The 15,774-nt window shown below is 64.9% G+C and carries 12 protein-coding genes; 7 read left to right on the top strand and 5 right to left on the bottom strand.

Translation table 11 applies throughout. From position 1 onward, the window contains the following. The first annotated feature begins 137 nt into the window (after positions 1-137). Positions 138-698, top strand: a complete 561-nt coding sequence (locus tag E7681_RS17310) for a sigma-70 family RNA polymerase sigma factor (RefSeq protein WP_211089820.1) — start codon at positions 138-140, stop codon at positions 696-698. Then, positions 695-1,333: a ChrR family anti-sigma-E factor gene (locus E7681_RS17305; protein WP_136340518.1), complete on the top strand. Its 639-nt coding sequence runs from the start codon at positions 695-697 to the stop codon at positions 1,331-1,333. The genes E7681_RS17310 and E7681_RS17305 overlap by 4 nt, the downstream gene beginning before the upstream one ends. 4 nt (positions 1,334-1,337) lie before the next feature. Here the strand turns inward: E7681_RS17305 and E7681_RS17300 are convergent, their stop codons facing one another. The 5 genes from E7681_RS17300 to E7681_RS17285 are packed head-to-tail and all read right to left on the bottom strand — an operon-like array spanning position 1,338 to position 7,123. Continuing rightward, the gene (locus tag E7681_RS17300; protein ID WP_168733243.1) at positions 1,338-2,309 is read right to left on the bottom strand and encodes a DUF4424 family protein; all 972 of its coding nucleotides are present in this window, start codon (positions 2,307-2,309) and stop codon (positions 1,338-1,340) included. A 16-nt stretch (positions 2,310-2,325) separates the two neighbouring features. Further along, the gene (locus E7681_RS18905) at positions 2,326-4,395 is read right to left on the bottom strand and encodes a hypothetical protein (protein ID WP_168733242.1); all 2,070 of its coding nucleotides are present in this window, start codon (positions 4,393-4,395) and stop codon (positions 2,326-2,328) included. After that, entirely contained in the window at positions 4,392-5,624 is a 1,233-nt protein-coding gene (locus E7681_RS17295) for a hypothetical protein (RefSeq protein WP_136340516.1), read from the bottom strand. Before E7681_RS17295 ends, E7681_RS18905 begins: the two co-directional genes overlap by 4 nt. A 13-nt stretch (positions 5,625-5,637) precedes the next feature. Continuing rightward, positions 5,638-6,699 (bottom strand): hypothetical protein, encoded by a 1,062-nt coding sequence (locus tag E7681_RS17290; RefSeq protein WP_136340515.1) that lies wholly within the window; start codon positions 6,697-6,699, stop codon positions 5,638-5,640. 43 nt (positions 6,700-6,742) lie between these two features. Beyond that, positions 6,743-7,123, bottom strand: a complete 381-nt coding sequence (locus E7681_RS17285; protein ID WP_136340514.1) for a hypothetical protein — start codon at positions 7,121-7,123, stop codon at positions 6,743-6,745. Between the two features lie 186 nt (positions 7,124-7,309). On the opposite strand from E7681_RS17285, the gene E7681_RS17280 reads away from it, so the two are divergent. The 5 genes from E7681_RS17280 (at position 7,310) to E7681_RS17265 (ending at position 15,764) form a co-directional block, all read left to right on the top strand. Beyond that, positions 7,310-8,971 carry a U32 family peptidase gene (locus E7681_RS17280; protein ID WP_136340513.1) on the top strand — a complete coding sequence of 554 codons (1,662 nt, stop codon included), beginning with the start codon at positions 7,310-7,312 and terminating at the stop codon, positions 8,969-8,971. Positions 8,972-9,283: 312 nt separating this feature from the next. After that, the gene (dctP, locus tag E7681_RS17275) at positions 9,284-10,384 is read left to right on the top strand and encodes a TRAP transporter substrate-binding protein DctP (RefSeq protein ID WP_136340512.1); all 1,101 of its coding nucleotides are present in this window, start codon (positions 9,284-9,286) and stop codon (positions 10,382-10,384) included. Positions 10,385-10,471: 87 nt separating this feature from the next. Next, the gene (locus E7681_RS18990; RefSeq protein WP_211089819.1) at positions 10,472-11,794 is read left to right on the top strand and encodes a TRAP transporter small permease subunit; all 1,323 of its coding nucleotides are present in this window, start codon (positions 10,472-10,474) and stop codon (positions 11,792-11,794) included. A 3-nt stretch (positions 11,795-11,797) separates the two neighbouring features. Then, positions 11,798-13,153, top strand: a complete 1,356-nt coding sequence (locus E7681_RS18985) for a TRAP transporter large permease (RefSeq protein WP_211089818.1) — start codon at positions 11,798-11,800, stop codon at positions 13,151-13,153. A gap of 154 nt (positions 13,154-13,307) precedes the next feature. Continuing rightward, the gene (locus E7681_RS17265) at positions 13,308-15,764 is read left to right on the top strand and encodes a DEAD/DEAH box helicase (protein WP_136340511.1); all 2,457 of its coding nucleotides are present in this window, start codon (positions 13,308-13,310) and stop codon (positions 15,762-15,764) included. Positions 15,765-15,774 lie beyond the last annotated feature (10 nt).

The following is a 15,774-nucleotide window of genomic DNA, read 5'->3' as shown; positions in this document are numbered from 1 at the left end:
ATTACTGGCGGGGCGCGGGTTTGGATCAAAAAAATGATCCAAGCGGCGGGCAGGTCCGTAGAAGGGGTATGTTTACCTGTGAGCAGACATATGAGCCCATCGAAGGAGGCGTGCCCGTTGCGGCCGCGACCCCCCGAATGAGCGACGACCGGTCCGCCCTGTCCGAGCAGACCGGCTGGATGCTGCGCGTGCGCGATGCGCGCGACAAGGCTGCGTTTGCCCGGCTGTTCGACCATTACGCCCCGCGACTGAAGGCGATGGGGATGCGGGCCGGATTGGGGGCTGCGCAGGCCGAAGAGGTCGTGCAGGACGTGATGCTGAAGCTGTGGGACCGGGCGGCGCAGTTCGATCCGGACCGGGCGCAGGTCTCGGCCTGGATCTACCAGATCGCGCGCAACCAGATGGCCGACCTGCGGCGCAAGGAGTTCCGCCCCGTCCCCGAGGCCCTGCTGACCCCGGAGGAACCGGAACCCGACGCCGCGCAGGCCGTCGCGCTGGAACAGGAAACAACCCGGCTGCGCAAGGCGCTGTCCGCGCTGTCGGACGAGCAGCGCCAACTGGTCGAGATGGCCTATCTGGGCGAGCTGAGCCATGCCCAGATCAAGGAAGGCACCGGCCTGCCGCTGGGAACGATCAAATCCAGAATACGCCTTGGCCTGGACCGGCTGAGGCACGAGTTGAAAGGAACGCGCCCGTGACGACCGGGATCACGCACCATATTCCGCAGCCTTTGCTGGTGGCCTATGCCTCGGGGGCGTTGCCGCATCCGTTCGCGCTGGTGGTGGCCAGCCATATCTCGCTGTGTGACGAATGCCGCGCGCAGGCCGTGGCGCACGACCATGCCGGCGGCGCCGTGCTGGAGGAGCTGTCGGGCAGCGATCTGTCCGAAGGGCTGAAGGGCGACGTGCTGGCGCTGCTGGATGCTCCGCGTGTGCAGGCGCGTCCGCAGGGCCGGGTCGGCCCCTATCCGGGCCCGGTGATGGAGGCGCTGAAGGGCGCCCCGCCGCGCTGGAAACGCATGGGGCTGGGCACGCGGCAGACGATTTTGCACGACGGGCCCGAAGGTTCGGTCCGGTTGCTGTATATCCCGGCCGGGCAGGCGGTGCCGGATCACGGCCATAACGGGCTGGAGCTGACGCTGGTGCTGCAGGGCGCGTTCCGCGACGAAACCGGCCGCTTTGGCCCCGGTGATCTGGAGGTCGCGGACGACGCGCTGGAGCATACGCCGGTGGCTGAACCGGGCGAGCCGTGCATCTGCCTTGCGGCGACCGATGCCTCGCTTCGGTTCAGCTCTTTCGTGCCGCGGCTGTTGCAGCCGCTGTTCCGGATCTGACCCGTCAGGGCGTGGGCGCGTTGAAGAACAGCACGTCCAGTTCGCGCGTCGGGGTAAAGTTGCGCTTGTGCGATTCAAATCGCGTGGGCGCGGTCTTTTTCAGCCCGTCAAAGCACAGGCTGACCAGCGCGTCGGTGCTGGCCTTGTCGATGATCAGGGTGAAGTCCTGGATCGGCCCGCGCCAGTTGGCCCCGGTGGTCAGCACGTAGCGCACCTGCGTGGTCACGATCGCCCCGTATTGCGTGGTGCTGAGCTTCTTGCTGACGGCGTTCTTTTCGCCGTCGGACATGCAGTAATCCGCCGGGTTGAATTCGCGCAGTTTCGGGTCCGACAGGATGAACCCGCCCGCCACCGGGGTATAGGTGTGGCGCACGCGCACGTCGCGGAAGGGCGGGAAGGTCTGGCTCCAGAAATAGGTGGCGCGGATGGTCCAGCGTGGTTCGGGGTCGTAATTGCCGTTCCAGCGCACCAGATCGGCGGCGGCCATCCAGTCCTTCATCTCTTGCGGCAGGGCGCGCAGGCTTTGCATCACCATGTCATAATCGAGCGAGCCGATGGGGACGCCGTAGCCTTCGAGGTACTGGGTGACGTCGATGCCGTTGCGCAGGGCGCGCAGTTCCAGGTTGGGGGATTGTTCCACACCGTCGATCCACAGCCGGAAGCCCAGCCGCTTGGCCACCGTGTCCCCGGCCTGGCCCAGCAATTCGGGGCCGTACCAGGCCAGATCGTATTCCGGCAGCGGAAAGGCGACCAGCGTTGTGGTGCCCATGTCGTCGGCGGCGCGGAACACGTAGTCGACGGTGATCGCGTCGGGGCGGATTTCCAGCACCTCGGACAGGATCTCGACCGGGGCGTCGCGCACAAGGCGCAGGCCCCCGGCCTCCATCACGGCGGCCGAGTCGTTGGCCAGCGCGGGCAGGGGTGCCAGAAGGCTGGCCCCCAGCAGGGCGGATTTGAACAGGGATTTCAGGGTCATGTCTGTTCCTTTTACCTCAGTTATAGCCCCAGCGGCCGATCGAGCCGCCGCCAGTGCCCTGCCGGTTGTCCGGCAGGCCCAATGCGGGCGGTTTGTAGCCCAGATTCGAGAGCGGGGGCCTGACGCGGCGGGGTGCCACGACATTGTCGGTCAGATCGACCTGACCCACGCGGGACGAGCGATACATCAGCGTGCCGTCGCCGGTCACTGTCATCACCTCGCCCCAGACCGAGAAGGTGGCCCCTTGCGCCGGTGCGTTGGAGTAGCTCTGGCACATGTTCTCGGACTTGGTGGCCAGACGTCCGCAGACCTCCCACGTGTTGGTGGCCATGTCGTATTTCGCCCAGTAGGCCTGACCGCAGGCGACCTGACCGTTCATGATGTTGGTCGGGCAGTCGAAGCGGAAGTTGAACGGCATGGAGCGGATGCGCTGTTCCGCCGAGGGGCTGGGGGCATGATCGACGGTGCTGCCGTAGACGTCCACATAGCCGTTGTTGTTGCTGCCCGCATTCATGCACATGGCCTGCGCCGAGGACACGACCATGTAATCGCCGGCGGGCAGCACCTGGTTCACCTGCGCCACACCCCGGCACCAGTCGGGCATGTTGGGGTGGCATTCGTCGCGCTGGTAATTCAGCGACAGCTGGACCGGGCCACGCAGGGTGGCGGACATGGAGTTGCCGCCGGTCTTTGTCCAGTTCACCCAGGTATTAAGGTGGGTCACCAGCGTCGGTTTGTTCAAAGAAAAACGTGCTTGGGTGGTCAGATCGCAGCGGCCTGTATTCGAGTTGCTGCTGATCAGGCCGGGTGTCCCGGAGCCGGAAGCAGAGCCGCCCGAGCCGCCCGAAGCTGCGCCCATCTCGCTGTTCTGACTGCCACCTTCGGAGATCAGGTAGACGTCCGAGACGCCGCCAAGCCCGCCGTAATCCAGCGCGTAGACCATCACGCGGTTGGGTTGGCCCATGCTGAGACGACCGGTGATGTCCAACTGCGAGGGGGCCGGGTCGAAGGTGCTGTTTGCGGGCAACTGGCCGATCTCGCGGCCGTTTTTCTCGCGCAGGCCCTTGCCGTCACGCATGCCGGTGGACAGGCAGGGCGCGTCGTTGATGCAGACGACCATGATGTTGTCGACATGGATCGGCTTGGTGCCGTCGGCATCGCCCGCGAAATAGACCTTGGCCCCCGGTTGCGGGGTGATGGTCAGCGATTTCGGGGGGGTCACGTCCAGCACCTTGCCGATGAAGGAGTCAGCGTCGATCGTGAAGCGCGCGCTGAGATGGCCGAGGAACGTCTCGCTTGCGGTGTCGGGCACGGCCGAAAACACCTTGATCGCCTGTTTGCCCGCCGGGGTGGTGCCGCCCGTGCCGCCCGTGCTGCGCGAGGCATCGGCCCAGGAGCGGGCCTCGTCCGGGGAGAGAAGGCCACGGTCCACGGCATCACGGCGGACGTCGTCGCGGCGTTTTTCCTCGCAGATGTTGTAGGCGGCCTGACAGGCGCTGCCCACGCCGGCGCGGCATTGTGTATAGGCCGAACCACAGACGCCCGGCAGGTCGGGAATGACCACCTTGGTTGGGGTCTTGGGAATGCCGATCTTGGGCAGGCCCACCTTGGGCGGCTTGACCCCACCCGGCGGCGGCGTGACGCCGTTCATCCGGTTGGCCCATGCCTGGCATTCGTCGTTGGTGCTGGGGCCGGTCAGGGGCGTGGACTTGCCCGAGATCAGCGCGGTGAGGCCGTCCATCAGGGGCGTGTCACAGGCGCAGAGGTGGAAGTTCATCTGGTTGCGCCCGCCGTAGCACTGCACCTCGGGGCGGGCAGTGGGGGGCGGTGGCGTTCCTGCGTTCATTCGGGCCGCCCATGCCTGACAGTCGCTAAGCGGCATGTCGTTGGTCATCGGGGTCGAGTTGCCAAGGATCAGGGCGGCGCGGCCGCTGATCAGGGTCTGATCGCAGGCGCAGATATGGTTGCCCATCTGGTTGCGGCCACCGACGCACAGGCGCTCGATCGGGGACGTGTTGAACTGCGCCTGCGCCGCCGGGGCGAACAGGGCAAATGCGGCGGCAAGGATGAGTGCGAGACGGATCATTGGTTTGCCTCCAGGGTGAACATGCGGCTGCCAAGGTCATTGCCGGCATGGGTCAGGGCCAGGCGGTAGTCGCCGGGCTGCCAGCCGGACGCGGGGCGCTGGATGGTGGCGTCGATCATGATCGCGCGGTCCACCGGGAAGTTGCCGATCGGGTAGTCGTTCGAGAACACGGTCTGGCCGCTGTCCAGATGCGTCAGGGTCAGCAGGATGCTGTCGCTGCGGACGGTGCCCAGAACGCCTGCTTTCAGTACCAGCTGCGGGGCCGAGGCGGGGATGACGTCCTGCGCCTGACCGGGCTGGGTGCCGATGGTCAGCAGGCCAAGGCCAAGGGGGATGTCCTCCATCTGCTTGGGCACGATGATGCGGAAGGTGTTCATGATCGCGGTCGCGTCATTGCCGCGCGCCTGTGCCTGATCGACGGGCAGCATGGCCCAGACGATGTACATCCGGGTCTTGCCCATCGGCAGGTAGGCGGCCATCGCGGCATAGGGCGCGCCGTTCACCGTCATGTCATAGCGGTGCAGCAGGCCGGTCAGCCCGCCCAGCAGGACGCTTTGTTCATGCGTCTTGCGCGAGTTGGCGAACATGTTTTCCTGCAACATGCCGATGAGTTGCTCGTCGGTATATTGCGGGCCGTGGTCCAGCGTGGTGACGCCCACGGCGACCACATCATCGGGCGAGGTGAACAGCCCGGTGCCGCCGGCGGGGTCGTCGGTCACGTCGCGGCCCCAGTCGTGCGGCAGGTCGATCTGCCAGCCCGATTTCGGCGCGGTATAGGTGGTGTCCAGCGTGATCGGGCCAGAGGCGGGGGCGCTGCACAACTCGAGCCGGGCCTTGCTGAGGACGGTCTCGTAGCGCTCATGCGCGCCGTTCAGCGAGAACACGATATGGGTGCAATTGGCCATGCCGCGGCATTTTTCAAACACGGGGTCGGTGCCGGGAAACTCGGCCCGGTCGCCCTGATAGGCGGTGTCCCAGATGCCGCCGGTGACGCGGGTGTGCAGGGTGACGTACTGGTACGGCCCCACCAGCGAAACCACGCGGATCGCGCTGTCCGGGGTGATCTTGCCGATCTCGACGGGCAGGTAAGTGCCGCCCTGACGGTATTTCGAGGGCGCGCCGGTGCCATCGGTTTCCAGCGTGCCCAGCGGTTCACAGGATTGCGCCAGCGCGCCAAGGGGCAGGCAGGCCAGACCCAGAGCCAGCAGGCTGTTGCGAAGGAATGTCATGGTCGTGGCCCTTTCAGTTCGAGAAGGGGACGATCTGGATGGCCTGAAGCATCCGCATCATCTCGGGTTGGTGCTGCATCAGGATGTCCTGCGGTCCGGTCACGTAGATCGCGTAGTAGACGCTGGGCTGCGCACGCTTGAACAAGAAGGTCAGCTGCCGGAAGGGCACACCGTTCTGGGTGTAGGTCGCGCCAAAGGACCAGCCGGGCATGGGGGTGCCGTTCTCGGCCATGTTGGCGACTTCTTGCGGGCCGTCCTGGTCGAATTGCACGTTCTGCATGTCCGACAGTTGCCCGCGCAGATCCTGCGCCCCGGCTTGCAGGTTGTCATAGGCGTCGCCGGCCAGTGCCTCGATCACGATCGAGGGGCGCATGTGGGCGGGGTATTCCATCAGGCCCACGCGCAGCACCCATGGCTGCGGCATGTCGGGGTGCCAGGCGTCGTAGCGGGTAAAGACGAATCCCAGTTCGGGGTGGGGTTCGGCGACCAGACCGGCGAACAGCTCGTCCCCTGCGGGGTCGCTGGCGGGCGGCGTGCTGGGCGCGTCGTCGGCATAGGCCGTCACCAGCGCGCCGGGACGGAAGGTGGCGAAGATCTTGTCATACTCGGGCGAGTAGGTGGCGAATTGCGCCTCGGCGGTGACGGTCAGAAGGATGTAGCCAACCGGGCCGTTGGCGGTGAAGAACCCGCCGATCGCCAGTTGCTGGCCGTCCATCGCCAGGCGCCAGGCCGCGACCTTGCCGGTCAGCCCGGCATGGGTGTCATCGGCGCTGCCCGCCAGCGTGCCGTTGGGCACGACATTGGCGCGGAACGCCTCGAGCAGTTGTTCGACCGTGGTGCCGCGGTTGAGGTGGATGGCGCGGACCTCGCCATAGGCGTTGCCGTCGGGGCTTTGGATCTTGAGGACGCTGTCGCTGCCCTCGGTCGCGGATTCGGTGTGCCAGCTGTCGGGGGTGGTCAGTTCGAACCCATAGGTCGGGTCCGTGTAAGAGCCCGCCGAAACCTGCGGCGCAAAACCCAGCGCCAAACTGATACCCAATACCAACGCTTTGAAATCGTTCGTCAAAAGACGCATGGGTAAAGTCCTTCTGTCTGTCGGAAATGAAAACTGAGGCCGGTTATTTCCGGCAAAGCGGTGTGATGTCGAAACTGATGATGCTGTCGTCCAGCATCTGGAACGCGACCTGACTGGAGCAGCCCCCGGCGGTGCGGGCGGTGCCTTGCAGGGTGGTGTTGCCGCCGCTGGCCTCGACCGAGGAGAACGAGACATCGGCATAGGGCTCGGCCCCGGCGAACATCTGGTCCAGCTGGGCAAGGGGCACCTGACGGCGCAGTTCCTGATGCAGCAGGGCATGGGCCTGCGTGATCTGGCCAGAGGTGGCCTGAAGCACGAAATTGCGGGCCGTATCCCGCGCCCCCGAGGTCAGCAGAACAACCGCCACCCCGGCCACGCCGGCAAGGGCGAGCAAGCCCAGAATGATCTTGAAAAACGTCTTCATCAGGATCCCCCTTTCCTTTTGAAACAAGGGGATTCTATGCCGGGAAAGTGATGTGTTCCTTGATGCGGATCATGTCGGCCCTTTCCGTCAGACGATTCCCAAAAGGGCCCGAAAGCACTGGCATCGGGGGGGCGGTTTGCTGTAATGGGATGCGATTAACCCCATCATACCCGACGGATCCCGACGATGACCCAGACCACCGCGCCTGCGCGCAAATCCGAATTGCTGATGCCTGCCGGTTCGTTGGAGCGGCTGAAGGTGGCGGTGCTGTACGGGGCGGACGCGGTCTATCTGGGCACGCCGGACATGTCGCTGCGCACCAAGTCCAAATTCTCGCTGGAGGATATCCAGGAGGGGGTGAAGTTTGCGCATGAGCACGGCGTTCGGGTCTACCTGACGCTGAACCTGTTCACCCATAACAAGGATGTCCCCAAGCTGGACGCCTACCTGGACACGCTGCGCGCGATCGGGCCGGACGGGGTGATCGTGGCCGATCCGGGGGTTTTCCACTTCCTGCGCAAACACGCGCCGGAGCTGCCGCTGCATATCTCGACCCAGGCCAACGTGGCCTCGTGGCTGACGGTGGATTTCTGGGCCGATCAGGGCGCCGAGCTGGTCGTGCTGGCGCGCGAAGTGACCTATGCCGAGATGGTCGAGATCCGCGAGAAATGCCCGGACGTGCGGCTGGAAACCTTCGTGCATGGCGCGATGTGCATGACCTATTCGGGGCGCTGCCTGCTGTCGAACTTCCTGGCCGAGCGGGGGGCGAACCAGGGCAACTGCGCCAACTCGTGCCGCTGGCAGTACAAGGTGCACATGAAGCTGAAGGACGGCACCATCAAGGAGCTGCCCCTGACCGAAGAAAACATGGAGCTGTTCGAGTTCGTGCTGGAGGAGGGCGTGCGCCCCGGTGAGTTCATGCCGATCGAAGAGGACATGCGCGGCTCGTACATCCTGAACTCGAAGGACATGTGCCTGATGCCCAAGCTGGACGACCTGCTGCGCGCGGGCATCGACAGCCTGAAGGTGGAGGGGCGCAACAAGAGCCCCTATTACGTGGCCACCGTGGCGCGGGCCTACCGGCGCGCGATTGACGCCTATTACGCGGACCCCGAGGGCTGGGACGCGGCGACCTATATGCAGGAGCTGGATGCCGCGACGAACCGGGGCTACACGATCGCCTTCCACGAGGGGCGGTTGCAGAACTATGCCCACGGGTACGAGCACACCAAGGCGATGGCGCCGTGGGAATTCGCGGGCATCATCGAGGAAACCCGCGAGGACGGGCTGATCCTGGCGGTCAAGAACCAGCTGGACGCGGGCGAAGTGCTGGAATTCCTGCCGCCCGATCCCTGGGCCGAGCCGGTGCTGCTGCGTCTGTACGAATTCCAGGTGGGCGACGAGGTGCGCGAGGCCGCTTATGGCAGCCGTCAGGACCGGGTGTTCATCCCGTACTCGGCCTTCGACCGCGAAGACCCGGACTCGGTGCGTCGGCGGTTCCCGCCCTACACCATCGTGCGCAAGGAAACCCTGCTGGCCGAGGACGAATGGCGCCGCCTGAAGCTGGACCGCACCGCGCAGAAGATCGAACTGGGCGAGGCGCGCGAGACCGCCTATCGCCGCCAGACCCGCATGCTGCAAGAGGCCATCGGGTCGGAGGTGATGGACAAACGCGCCCGGACCTCTCGCAAGGGGGCAGAGGGGTGCTGTGGGCGCGGCTGCAATGGCTGCCTGATGTTCTGGAACGACCCCGAATACGCCCGCGCACGCGAAATTCTGGCCACCCGCAAGCCCGGAGAGCTGCTGGAACGCGACATGCGCGAACCGGCGATCCCGCGCCTGGTCTGATCGCGCCGCACACGGATCTGACGCCCCGCAAGGCCCCGCCTTGCGGGGTTTTTCGTTTCCGGCCGATGCAGATCGATTTTGCACTTGCAGAAAAAACGACCAATTACGGGGGAATTATCTTTCGATATTTGCCGTATCATATTGGCAAATAAGAGATTATTTTTGAATCTTCATGCAGGTGAAAAATCTCTATGCAAATTGGAAAATTAAAGTTACCAATTTAAGGGTGCGCTGAGGGGCGCATCTTCGGACTGGCCTTGGGGAGGGCCGCCGGCCATCCCACCGCCGTCCGGATGAAATGGGAGGAAAAACATGCACAAGAAAGCACTCTCGCGGCGCTCGGCGCTGCGGAACATGGCGTTCATGGGCGCGGCCGGTCTGGCGGCTCCGTCCATCGCGACGGCTGCGGGCCAAACCACGACCTGGAAGATCCAGACCTCGTGGCCGGGCGGCGCGGGCCTGCAGATCTTCAAGGACTGGTGCGCCACCATCGTCGAGAAAACCGGGGGCGAGCTGGCATTCCAGCCGTTCGGCGCCAATGACGTCGTGGGCGATTTCCAGCTGTTCGACGCGGTGAAGAACGGCGTGCTGGACGCGGTGAACCCGTTCACCATCTACGCGCAGGGCATCATCCCGGCGGCGACGTTCCTGACCAGCTATCCGCTGGCGATGCGCAACCCGCATGAATTCGACGTGTTCTACTATGGCCTGGGCGGCCTGGACATCGCGCGCGAGCTGTACGCCGCGCAGGGGATGCATTTCGTCGGCCCCGTGCACCACGGCCCGAACATCATCCACTCGAAGGTGCCGATCCGCTCGGTCGACGACTTCCGTGGGCGCAAGATGCGCATGCCCGGCGGCATGGTGGCCGAACTGTTCACTGAACTGGGTGCTGAAACCACGGTTCTGCCCGGCTCGGAAATCTTCCCGGCACTGGAGAAGGGCACGATCGACGTGGCCGACTACGTGGGCCCGGCGGTCAACTACTCGCTCGGCTTCAGCCAGGTGACCAAGTACATCTCGATGGGCCCTCCGGGCTTCATGTCGGTGTACCAGCCGGTCGACATCATGGACATCACCGTGGGGCAGCCGTCGTGGGACAAGCTGAGCCCGCAGATGAAGCAGTTCGTGGAAATGGAGACGCAGTCGTACTCGATCCATCACCACGCGATGATCCAGAAGGCCGACCAGGAAGCCTGGGCCAAGTTCGAGGCCGACGGCACCGAAGTGACCCGCCTGAGCCAGGACGACGTGGAACTGATGACCGAGGTCGCCGTGCCGATCTGGTTCAAATACGCCAACCGCGACAAGAACGCCGCGCGCGTGTTCAAGATCCAGCTGGATTACATGATGTCCGGTTCGCTGGGCTACGTGACCAAAGAGCAGATTCAGGGCCTGGAACTGGATCTCTGAGACGCGGGACAACCGCGCATGGCCTGTGCCCCCCGGCGGGGTGCAGGCCCTTTCCGACTTTAGCACACTGAGACCGAGAGGGGTGGCATGCCAAGTCTCGAATTCACCTTGCCGCATTGGGCGTACTGGGCAGGGCTGATCCTGTTCCCGCTCATTGCGATGTCGCTGGCCAAGCGACCCAAGACCGAGAACCCGAAATATTCAGCCCCGCTGGGATACATGATCCTGGTGACGGGCGGCATGATGGGGCTGCATCGGTTCTATCTGAAAAACCTGTGGGGATTGCTGTTCATCCCGGTGTTCCTGGCGATCCTGGTTGGCAACAACCAAAGCGCCGGCGCCCGCGCGGACCTGTCGGATGCCGCGAATATCGTGCGGATGGCGGAAACGACCATCCAGCGCGAGACCGAGCGGATGAAGGCCGCCGAGGACAGCCTGCCCGGCCTGCGCGCCGATCTGGCCGCGACCGAGGAGGGCAGTTTTGCCCGCCGCAGCGCCGAGAAGAAGGTCGCCCGCGCCGAGGAACGCCTGACCAAGGGCACCGAGACTGTCACCCGCGCGCAGGCTGAACGTGACGCGGCACTGCCCGCCGAAACCGAGGCCAAGGCGCGCTATGACAAGTGGCATAACGTGTCGGCCTATGCGTTCTACCTGCTGCTGGCGGCGATGATCCTGGACGCGGTTTTGCTGCCGGGGATGCTGAAAAAGGCCAACGCCTCGATCCCGCCGAAGCAAGAGTTGACGGAGACCGAGAAGGCCCTGAAAGCGCTGGAAGAAGAAGAGCTTAAGGACGATTCCCGCCATGTCTCCTCGGGCTGGACTGGCTGGATCGACCGGCTGTCGCTGATCTGCGGCGAGTTCGTCAGCTACTGGGCGGTGATCGCGGTCTTCGTCTATTACTTCGAGGTGATCAGCCGCTACGTGTTCAACAGCCCGACCAGCTGGGCGCATGAATCCATGTACCTGATGTTCGGGATGCAATACCTGATCGCGGGCGCCTACGCGATGCTGTGCGAAAGCCATGTGCGCGTGGACATCTTCTATGCCCCGCTGTCGCGTCCGAAAAAGGCCTGGGCGGATCTGCTGACCTCGGTGTTTTTCTTTATCTTCGCCGGCACGCTGCTGGTGACATCCTACATCTTTGCCTTCGACGCGATCGCGGTGCCCACGGGCAACTCGGTCATCTCGGATTGGGCGCGTGGGCAGATCGGTTTCGGAGAGATGCTGACCAGCCTGAACCTGGCGCAATGGACCGATCCGGCGATCCGTTGGGGCGAGATCAGCTTCAACGAATGGGAGATTCCGCTTTGGCCGATGAAATGGGTCATGGTGATCGGTGGCCTGCTGCTGGTGCTGCAGGGCGTGTCCAAACTGGCGCAGGATCTGCGCGCCGTGGTGAAGGGGGCGTAACCGATGGGACTTGATATCGGAATCGAGTGGCTGACACTCATCATGTTCGGCTCGTTGCTGGTGCTGCTGATGGCGGGTCTGCCGTTGGCGTTTGTCACCGGCGGTCTGGCCTGCGTGTTCCTGTTCATCTTGGGTGATGAGCGCGCGCTGAACATCGTGCCCAGCCGGATTTTCCCGCAGATGACAAACTATCAGCTGTCGGCAATCCCGCTGTTCATCTTCATGGCCTCAATGCTTGAGAGGGCGGGGATCATCAACGACATGTTCGATGTGATCTACAAGGTCCTGGGCGGCGTGAAGGGCGGCCTGGCGGCGGCGACGATCATCGCCTCGACGGTGCTGGCGGCGATGGTTGGCGTGATCGGCGCGGCAGTGGTGACGATGGGGATCATCGCGCTGCCGGCGATGCTGAAGCGCGGCTACGATCCGAAGATCGCGATGGGCTCGATCATGGCCGGCGGTACGCTGGGCATCCTGATCCCGCCGTCGATCCTGGCGATCATCTACGCCGTGGTGGCCGAACAATCGGTGGGCGAGCTGTTCATCGGCGCGGTCATTCCCGGCCTGCTGCTGTCGGGCATGTACGTGGTCTATGTCGTCGTGCGCAGCTACATCAACCCGGACCTTGGCCCGCCCATCCCGATGGAGGAGCGGATCTCGACCGCCGAGAAGATGCGCCTGATGGGCAACATGGCGGCCCCGATCGCGCTGATCGCGGTAGTGCTGGGGGTGATCTTCACCGGCGTGGCCACCCCGGTCGAGGCGGCAGGCATCGGCACCTTCGGCGCCTTCATCGTGGCGGCTATCCACCGCAAGCTGGACTGGCAGACGATCCGCGAAGCCTCGATCGGGACGCTGAAGGCCTCGGCGATGGTGCTGTGGATCATGTTCGGTGCGACGATCTTTGTCGGCCTTTACGTGCTGGAGGGCGGTCAGCAATTCGTGCAGAACGCGCTGCAATCCACGGGCTTTGGCCCCTGGGGCATCCTGATCATCATGCAGATCGTGCTGATCATCCTGGGCATGTTCCTGGACTGGGTTGGCATCCTGCTGCTGTGCGTGCCGATCTTCGTGCCGATCATCAAGGCGATGGGCGCGCAGGCCTTTGGTCTGGAGTCGGCCGATGATCTGGTTCTGTGGTTCGGCGTGCTGTACCTGGTGAACATGCAGATGAGCTTCCTCAGCCCGCCGTTTGGCTATGCGCTGTTCTATCTGCGCGGCGTGGCGCCTGCGGAAATCCCGATGTCCGACATCTTCAAGTCGGCACTGCCGTTCCTGGCGCTGCAGATCGTTGGGCTGCTGCTGTGCATGTTCTTCCCGGGCATCATCACGTGGTTGCCAAGTCTGGTTTACGGATGACGACCCCCGCAAAGTGACACTGACCGGCCCGCCCTGCGCGGGCCGGTTTCGTTTGGGCCGCAACGCAGAATATCGGTGGACAAATCCCTTGCTTTGCGGTACTGAGCGGCCTTTCAGCCGCCCTTGCGGCGTGCGTACCCAGGACACTCCCCCAATGATTACCGCCCTTTCCGATGCGCTGGCCGAGCGCGGATATACCTCGCTTACCGATGTGCAAGAGGCCGTTACCGCGCCTGAACTGACGAATGCTGACCTGCTGGTCTCGGCCCAGACGGGTTCGGGCAAGACCGTGGGCTTTGGTCTGGCGATTGCGCCGACGCTGCTGGGCGATGCACAGATGATGGGGGCACCCGCCGCGCCGCTGGCGCTGGTCGTGGCGCCGACGCGCGAATTGGCGATGCAGGTCCAGCGTGAACTGGCGTGGCTGTACAAGGGCACCGGCGCCTGGGTCGTGTCGTGCATCGGCGGGATGGACGCGCGCAACGAACGCCGCGCGCTGGAACGCGGCGCGCATATCGTCGTGGGTACTCCGGGTCGTCTGCGCGACCATATCGAGCGCGGCGCGCTGGATCTGGGCGATATCCGCGCCATCGTGCTGGACGAAGCCGACGAGATGCTGGACCTGGGCTTCCGCGAGGATCTGGAATTCATGCTGGGCGCCGCCCCGGAAGATCGCCGGACGCTGATGTTCTCGGCCACGGTGTCGCCGTCGATCGCGGAGCTGGCCAAAAGCTATCAGCGCGACGCGGTGCGGGTGACGACGCTGACCAAGGGCCAGCAGCATTCGGACATTGAATATCAAGCGGTTCAGGTCGCCATGCATGACGTGGAACATGCGATCATCAACCTGCTGCGATTCCATGATGCGCAAACCGCAATCGTGTTCGCCAATACCCGCGCGGCAGTGGCCCGCCTGACGGCGCGCTTCTCGAACCGCGGGTTCCTGGTGGTGTCGCTGTCGGGTGAGTTGAGCCAGGACGAGCGTAGCCACGCGCTGCAAGCCCTGCGCGACGGACGTGCGCGGGTGTGCGTGGCCACCGATGTGGCCGCACGCGGCATCGACCTGCCGAACCTGGAACTGGTCGTCCATGCCGACCTGCCGACCAACACCGAGGCGCTGCTGCACCGCTCGGGCCGGACTGGCCGGGCAGGGCGCAAGGGGATCTCGGCGCTGATCGTGCCGGACAAGGCCACCAAGAAGGCCGAGCGCCTGCTGAAATGGGCCAAGATCGAAGCGAAATGGGGCTATGCGCCCTCGCCCGAGGATATCCGCGCCAAGGATCAGGAACGCCTGATGTCCGACAGCGCATGGACCGACGAGGCGACCCCGGATGAGGCGACCTTTGCGACCGGCCTGCTGGGGCAGTATTCGCCCGAGCAGATCGCCGTGGCCTGCCTGCGTCTGTATCAGGGCCGTCTGTCCGCCCCCGAAGAGCTGAACGCGCCGAACGCGCCCAAACCGTCGGATCGCGCACCGCGCGCGGATTTCGGGCCCTCGGCCTGGATCGCGCTGTCGGTGGGCCGCGACCGCAACGCCGAGGCGCGCTGGCTGCTGCCGATGCTGTGCCGGGCGGGCGATCTGGAAAAGACCCAGATCGGCAAGATCCGCGTGACGGATACCGAGACGTTCATCGAGCTGACCGAGGCCGCGCGCCCCGGCTTCCTGGCGGCCATTGGGGCCGACGGGGTGCTGGAGGACGGCATCAAGGCGCGCCCGATCGAGGGTGAGCCCGACCTGCCGCCGCCCGCGCGCAAGCCGCGTGCTGCTGGCGGTGCTGCGCATCGCAAGGGCCCGCGCGCTGACCGTGCCGAGCGAAGCGACGACAAGCCCGCGAAGTGGGATCGCCCCTCGAAACCCGCGGCCGAAGCGCCCGAGATGCCCGCCGTGGCCGAGCGCGTCGAAGCTCCGGTCGAGGCTGTGGAACGTCCGGCCCGCGCCGAGCGTACCGAGCGTCCGGCCCGCAAGGACTTTGGCGATCGTCCCAAGCCCGCTGCAATGCGTACGGGCCGTGTCGACCGGATGGAACGCCCCAAGCCGAAGCCCGTGGATGCCGCTGACGGCGAGGAGCGCCCCGCGCGCAAACCGCGCCACACCGGGGCAGATCGCGCGCGTCGCGATGCCGAGCGGTCCTCGGACGACCGGAGATTCAGCCGCCCGCGTGAGGCCGATGGCGTCGCGCACAAGGGGGCCAAGCCCTATGGCAAGTCAGGCGACAAGCCTGCTGGCAAGGGCAAGCCCTATGGCAAGTCTGAGGGCAAACCCTACGGGAAATCCGAGGGCAAGCCGTACGCGAAGTCGGAAGGCAAGCCCTACGGCAAGTCCGAGGGTAAGGGCTATGGCAAGTCGGACGGCAAGCCGTATGGCAAGTCGGACGGCAAAGGGTATGGCAAGTCCGAGGGTAAGCCTTACGGGAAATCCGAGGGTAAGCCTTACGGAAAGTCCGAGGGTAAGGGATACGGCAAGTCGGAAGGCAAGCCCTACGGCAAGTCGGACAGCAAGCCCTATGGCAAGGGCAAGCAGGCTGATCGCGCTCCGGGGAAATTCGGTGACAAGCCGTCCTTCAAGGTGAAGGGCAAGGGCGGGGATACGCCTCCGCGTCGCAAGGGCTGATCGGGTCCGG

Origin of the sequence: Thalassobius vesicularis (genome assembly GCF_004799325.1) — a bacterium.
GTDB classification, from domain to species: Bacteria; Pseudomonadota; Alphaproteobacteria; order Rhodobacterales; family Rhodobacteraceae; genus Thalassobius; species Thalassobius vesicularis.
This window is presented reverse-complemented; position numbering and strand designations above follow the sequence as displayed.

What these genes read in the sequence shown, in the direction of transcription:
- E7681_RS17310 (WP_211089820.1), top strand. Translation starts at nt 138, where the DNA reads ATGAGCGACGACCGGTCCGCCCTGTCCGAGCAGACCGGCTGGATGCTG.
- E7681_RS17300 (WP_168733243.1), bottom strand. Translation starts at nt 2,309, where the DNA reads ATGACCCTGAAATCCCTGTTCAAATCCGCCCTGCTGGGGGCCAGCCTT.
- E7681_RS18905 (WP_168733242.1), bottom strand. Translation starts at nt 4,395, where the DNA reads ATGATCCGTCTCGCACTCATCCTTGCCGCCGCATTTGCCCTGTTCGCC.
- E7681_RS17295 (WP_136340516.1), bottom strand. Translation starts at nt 5,624, where the DNA reads ATGACATTCCTTCGCAACAGCCTGCTGGCTCTGGGTCTGGCCTGCCTG.
- E7681_RS17290 (WP_136340515.1), bottom strand. Translation starts at nt 6,699, where the DNA reads ATGCGTCTTTTGACGAACGATTTCAAAGCGTTGGTATTGGGTATCAGT.
- E7681_RS17285 (WP_136340514.1), bottom strand. Translation starts at nt 7,123, where the DNA reads ATGAAGACGTTTTTCAAGATCATTCTGGGCTTGCTCGCCCTTGCCGGC.
- E7681_RS17280 (WP_136340513.1), top strand. Translation starts at nt 7,310, where the DNA reads ATGACCCAGACCACCGCGCCTGCGCGCAAATCCGAATTGCTGATGCCT.
- dctP (WP_136340512.1), top strand. Translation starts at nt 9,284, where the DNA reads ATGCACAAGAAAGCACTCTCGCGGCGCTCGGCGCTGCGGAACATGGCG.
- E7681_RS18990 (WP_211089819.1), top strand. Translation starts at nt 10,472, where the DNA reads ATGCCAAGTCTCGAATTCACCTTGCCGCATTGGGCGTACTGGGCAGGG.
- E7681_RS18985 (WP_211089818.1), top strand. Translation starts at nt 11,798, where the DNA reads ATGGGACTTGATATCGGAATCGAGTGGCTGACACTCATCATGTTCGGC.
- E7681_RS17265 (WP_136340511.1), top strand. Translation starts at nt 13,308, where the DNA reads ATGATTACCGCCCTTTCCGATGCGCTGGCCGAGCGCGGATATACCTCG.